Origin of the sequence: Peribacillus sp. NPDC058002 (genome assembly GCF_042886655.1) — a bacterium.
In the GTDB taxonomy this organism is placed as follows: domain Bacteria; phylum Bacillota; class Bacilli; order Bacillales; family DSM-1321; genus Peribacillus; species Peribacillus aracenensis.
On sequence record NZ_JBHVQU010000273.1, the window covers coordinates 1 to 4,423 of the forward strand.

Genomic DNA, 4,423 nt, shown 5'->3' on the forward strand with positions numbered 1-4,423 from the left:
CACCTAATCCTAAAGAAAACACATTTTTTAATAAGTCCATTTTTACATTCCTCCAATTAAAATTTTCACTCTGTAAGAAAGATAATGGCGGATGCCTTTCACTGTGGTTCATTCTTGTTGTTACTATCTATCATACATCACTTTAAGGCCGCTACAAAAATATAAGGGTTCTGCAGATTTTTGATGATAAGGAAAAGGATTAATTGATCAGGCGCGGAAATGTTTGAAATGAAGCGAATTGGATAATATGATAGTGACAAATCTGTGAAAGTGGGGATGGAATAATGGGATTCACAAATAAGACGGTGATTGTAACAGGCGCTTCGAATGGTATAGGGAGAGGCGTGGCAAAGGGATATGCAGAAAGCGGCGCTGCTGTCGTTCTCGCAGATTTGGACGAGCGGGAAGGTGTTCTGTATGTGGAAGAGCTCAAAAGTAACGGTCATGAAGCTATGTTCGTTAAAACGGATGTACGCAAGGAGGATGACATCCAACATTTGATGGATGTAACTTTAAAAACATATAAGACCATTGATATATTAATCAATAATGCAGGAAAGGCATTATTCAAATCGCTTTATGATCTGACGATTGAGGATTGGGACGATATGATGAATACGAATTTGCGCAGTGTTTTCCTTTGTTCCCGGGCAGCGGCAGAATCGATGCGGAAAAATGAACAGGGAGGTGCAATCATCAATATAGCATCAACCAGAGCGATAATGTCTGAGCCGGAATCGGAATCCTATGCAGCGACAAAAGGAGGGATCAAAGCACTGACACATGCACTTGCCGCTTCTTTAGGCAAAGAGAAAATTACGGTCAATTCGATTTCTCCGGGCTGGATTGAAACGGGAGATTATGACTCGCTGAGGGATAAGGATCATCAGCAGCATTTTTCCAATCGGGTTGGTATGCCGGAAGACATTGCAAGGGCCTGTCTTTATTTGACGGCAACGGAAAATGATTTCGTTACGGGTGCGGATCTTATCGTCGATGGAGGCATGACAAGAAAAATGATGTACGAGGAGTAACTCATTTTTTCCGATAGAGATATTGCAGTTCAGTTCCGAGCTCACGGTTGAGCAGCTGTTCCATTTCTTCAAGCTCCTTTATGCCGATAGGGGCATCGGCAGCTGTCCAGTGAACGGTATAAACAAAATAGTAATCTCTTATTTTTCGGAAAATAACAGGCGAATTCGGGAATTTATCAAAAATTGCCCTGATATTATAGCGTCTCATGTAGGACCACTTAACAAGCTGCATGTAGCTACCCATCCTTTTCAAAAGAGATCAATGACTGCCAGGGTGGCAGCCATTGGTCGGTTCTTATTTATCATTGAATAAATTGAATAAGCCTCTAGCTACGCTGCCTTCTTCGGATGATCCTCCATTTTGCGGAGCTGCAGCAAATACACGGCTGGCAAGCCGGCTGAATGGCAATGATTGCACCCACACGGTTCCGGGCCCTTTTAATGTTGCAAAGAATAAACCTTCGCCTCCGAATAAAGCGGTTTTCACGCCTTTTACAGTTTCAATATTATAATCTACCCCGCTAGTCATTGCCACTAAACATCCTGTATCGACGCGTAAAATCTCTCCTGCTGACAATTCCTTTTTATGGATCGTGCCGCCGGCATGAACGAAGGTCATCCCATCTCCTTCAAGTTTTTGCATGATGAAGCCTTCACCGCCAAAGAAGCCTGCCCCTATTTTTCTCTGAAACTCAATTCCGACCGAAACGCCTTTTGCTGCCGCCAGGAAAGCGTCTTTTTGACATATGATTTTCCCGCCTAGCTCGCTTAAATCCATCGGGATGATTTTACCTGGATAAGGCGAGGCGAATGAAACGTGTTTTTTATCTCGTCCTTCATTCGTAAAAGCCGTCATGAAAAGACTCTCACCAGTAAGGAGCCGTTTCCCGGCACCGAATAGCTTACCCATCATTCCGCTGTCACCATTCGAAGACCCATCGCCAAAGATGGTTTCCATCTTGATTCGATCTTCCATCATCATTAAACTTCCAGCTTCGGCAATCACCGTTTCCTGAGGGTCCAATTCCACTTCAACAAACTGCATGTCATCACCATATATTTTAAAATCTATTTCATGGTTATTCATTTTCCATTCCTCCTATCCGCTTTATTTTCATTGTAAAAGATAAACTCTTAACCTGCCAATATTTTTCAGTTTCCCGCCGTGATTTATATATTTTTTGTTTTCAAGGGTATATCTAGTAAAATGAAGAAAGAAAAAACAGCATGACACTTAAGTTGAAATGCAACGTAATCTTAAGTGTGGGGGGAGACAACCATGGAGACTTACATATTATCATTGGACCAGGGAACGACAAGTTCGCGGGCCATTTTATTTAATAAAAGCGGGGAAGTCTTGCATATTGCGCAAAAGGAATTCACACAATATTTCCCGAATCCTGGATGGGTGGAGCATAACGCCAATGAAATTTGGGGTTCCATCCTATCGGTAATCGCTTCCTGTCTATCGGAAATGAATGTAAAACCGGAACAAATCGCTGGAATTGGCATAACGAATCAACGGGAGACGACCGTGGTATGGGATAAGGAAACAGGTCAGCCGATCCATCATGCCATTGTCTGGCAATCCCGGCAGACAAGTGAAATTTGCACTCAATTGAAGGATGAGGGTCTCGATGACTTATTTTTGCAGAAAACCGGTTTGTTGATTGATGCTTATTTTTCCGGTACGAAGGTGAAATGGATTCTCGACCATGTAGATGGGGCACGGGAAAAGGCAGAAAACGGAGACTTATTGTTTGGTACGATCGATACGTGGCTGATATGGAAACTTTCGGGTGGTAAGGCACATATAACCGATTATTCGAATGCTTCAAGGACGCTGATGTATAACATACATGACCTGAAGTGGGATGAAGAGCTGTTGGAAATCCTGCAAGTGCCGCAATCGATGCTCCCGGATGTTCGCTCTTCATCAGAGATATACGGTAAAACAGCGCCACACCATTTCTTTGGACACGAAATCCCGATTGCCGGAGCAGCTGGAGATCAACAGGCAGCTTTGTTCGGCCAAGAATGCTTCGAAAAAGGAATGGCCAAGAATACGTATGGCACCGGATGCTTTATGTTGATGAATACAGGAGAAAAGGCAGTGAAATCAGAGCATGGCCTGTTGACCACGATTGCATGGGGGCTGAATGGAAAAGTCGAATATGCCTTGGAAGGCAGTATTTTTGTCGCAGGTTCGGCCATACAATGGTTAAGGGATGGGCTGAAACTCTTGCATGATCCGAAAGACAGTGAAAAATATGTTTTGCGGGTCACTTCAGCGGATGGAGTTTATGTAGTTCCCGCATTTGTTGGATTAGGCACCCCTTACTGGGATAGTGATGTCAGGGGAGCTGTATTCGGACTGACAAGGGGGACATCGAAGGAGCATTTCGTCCGGGCAACATTGGAAGCATTGGCCTATCAGACAAAAGATGTCCTTAGCGCCATGGAAGTCGATTCAGGGATTAAACTAAAGTCATTGAGGGTCGATGGAGGGGTTGTCAAAAACAACTTCTTGATGGAATTTCAAAGCGGTCTCCTGAATGTCCCTGTCGAAAGACCGGTTATTAGTGAAACGACAGCGTTAGGAGCGGCATATTTGGCTGGACTCGCTGTCGGGTATTGGGAAGATCAGGAAGAGATTTCAAAGCTATGGGCAGTCGATAAAAAATTCGAACCAGGGATGGAAGAACAGGAAAGAAAAGATTTATATAATGGCTGGAAAAAGGCAGTTCAGGCGGCAACGGTTTTTAAATAGAGTAAGTAAGGGTATTATTAGAGGAGAGAGATGAATACAGAACGTACAAACATAAAAAAGGGGTGGTAATATGTTAGTCAAGGATTTCATGATAAGGGAAGTCTATGTAGCCCGTCCTGATTTTACATTAAAGGAAATTCTGCGAATCTTAATCGAAAATAAAGTGGGCGGGGTACCGGTCGTGGATGAACATGATAAGCTATTGGGAATGGTGACGGACGGGGATATCCTTCGTTATTTGACACCTGCTGAGGAAGCCATCATGGGTTATTTCACCTATATTACGGTTCTTCCCGGTGAGGAATTGGATGAAAAGGTTACATCCAAAATGAATGATAAAGTTACACGAATCATTAAAAATAAAAGGATTACAAAGTTATCCCCCGAAGATCCGTTAGATGAATTGATAAAGGTCCTTTCCAAGCATCATTTCAAGAAAATCCCTGTCGTGGACAAAAATGATAAAGTCGTCGGCATCATCAGCAGAGGAGATGCACTAAGGGCCCTATATAAGGAATTCGTTCAAAATCTTGAATAAGGGATTTAAAAAAAAGGCCCGCTCGTATGAACTGCACCCCAATTGTTAGACAACATCTAACAATTGGAGGTGCAGTTTTTT

The 4,423-nt window shown here is 43.1% G+C and carries 5 protein-coding genes; 3 read left to right on the forward strand and 2 right to left on the reverse strand.

Going from position 1 to position 4,423, the window contains the following annotated elements; all coding sequences use genetic code 11:
• Positions 1-284 precede the first annotated feature (284 nt).
• Positions 285-1,034, forward strand: a complete 750-nt coding sequence (locus tag ACFVSH_RS23340) for an SDR family NAD(P)-dependent oxidoreductase (protein ID WP_387596527.1) — start codon at positions 285-287, stop codon at positions 1,032-1,034.
• Position 1,035: 1 nt separating this feature from the next.
• On the opposite strand, the gene ACFVSH_RS23345 is transcribed toward ACFVSH_RS23340, so the two are convergent.
• On the reverse strand, positions 1,036-1,266 hold the full coding sequence (locus ACFVSH_RS23345; RefSeq protein WP_387596524.1) for a hypothetical protein: 231 nt from the start codon (positions 1,264-1,266) through the stop codon (positions 1,036-1,038).
• A 63-nt stretch (positions 1,267-1,329) separates the two neighbouring features.
• On the reverse strand, positions 1,330-2,121 hold the full coding sequence (locus ACFVSH_RS23350) for a TIGR00266 family protein (RefSeq protein ID WP_192203593.1): 792 nt from the start codon (positions 2,119-2,121) through the stop codon (positions 1,330-1,332).
• A 192-nt stretch (positions 2,122-2,313) separates the two neighbouring features.
• Here ACFVSH_RS23350 and glpK point away from each other — a divergent pair, with 192 nt between their 5' ends.
• Both glpK and ACFVSH_RS23360 read left to right on the forward strand, forming a co-directional pair.
• The gene (gene glpK / locus ACFVSH_RS23355) at positions 2,314-3,804 is read left to right on the forward strand and encodes a glycerol kinase GlpK (RefSeq protein WP_387708091.1); all 1,491 of its coding nucleotides are present in this window, start codon (positions 2,314-2,316) and stop codon (positions 3,802-3,804) included.
• Between the two features lie 70 nt (positions 3,805-3,874).
• On the forward strand, positions 3,875-4,342 hold the full coding sequence (locus ACFVSH_RS23360) for a CBS domain-containing protein (protein WP_349729059.1): 468 nt from the start codon (positions 3,875-3,877) through the stop codon (positions 4,340-4,342).
• Positions 4,343-4,423 lie beyond the last annotated feature (81 nt).

Excerpts from the sequence above, each read along its gene's own strand:
- ACFVSH_RS23340 (WP_387596527.1), top strand. The coding sequence starts at position 285 with ATGGGATTCACAAATAAGACGGTGATTGTAACAGGCGCTTCGAATGGT.
- ACFVSH_RS23345 (WP_387596524.1), bottom strand. The coding sequence starts at position 1,266 with ATGCAGCTTGTTAAGTGGTCCTACATGAGACGCTATAATATCAGGGCA.
- ACFVSH_RS23350 (WP_192203593.1), bottom strand. The coding sequence starts at position 2,121 with ATGAATAACCATGAAATAGATTTTAAAATATATGGTGATGACATGCAG.
- glpK (WP_387708091.1), top strand. The coding sequence starts at position 2,314 with ATGGAGACTTACATATTATCATTGGACCAGGGAACGACAAGTTCGCGG.
- ACFVSH_RS23360 (WP_349729059.1), top strand. The coding sequence starts at position 3,875 with ATGTTAGTCAAGGATTTCATGATAAGGGAAGTCTATGTAGCCCGTCCT.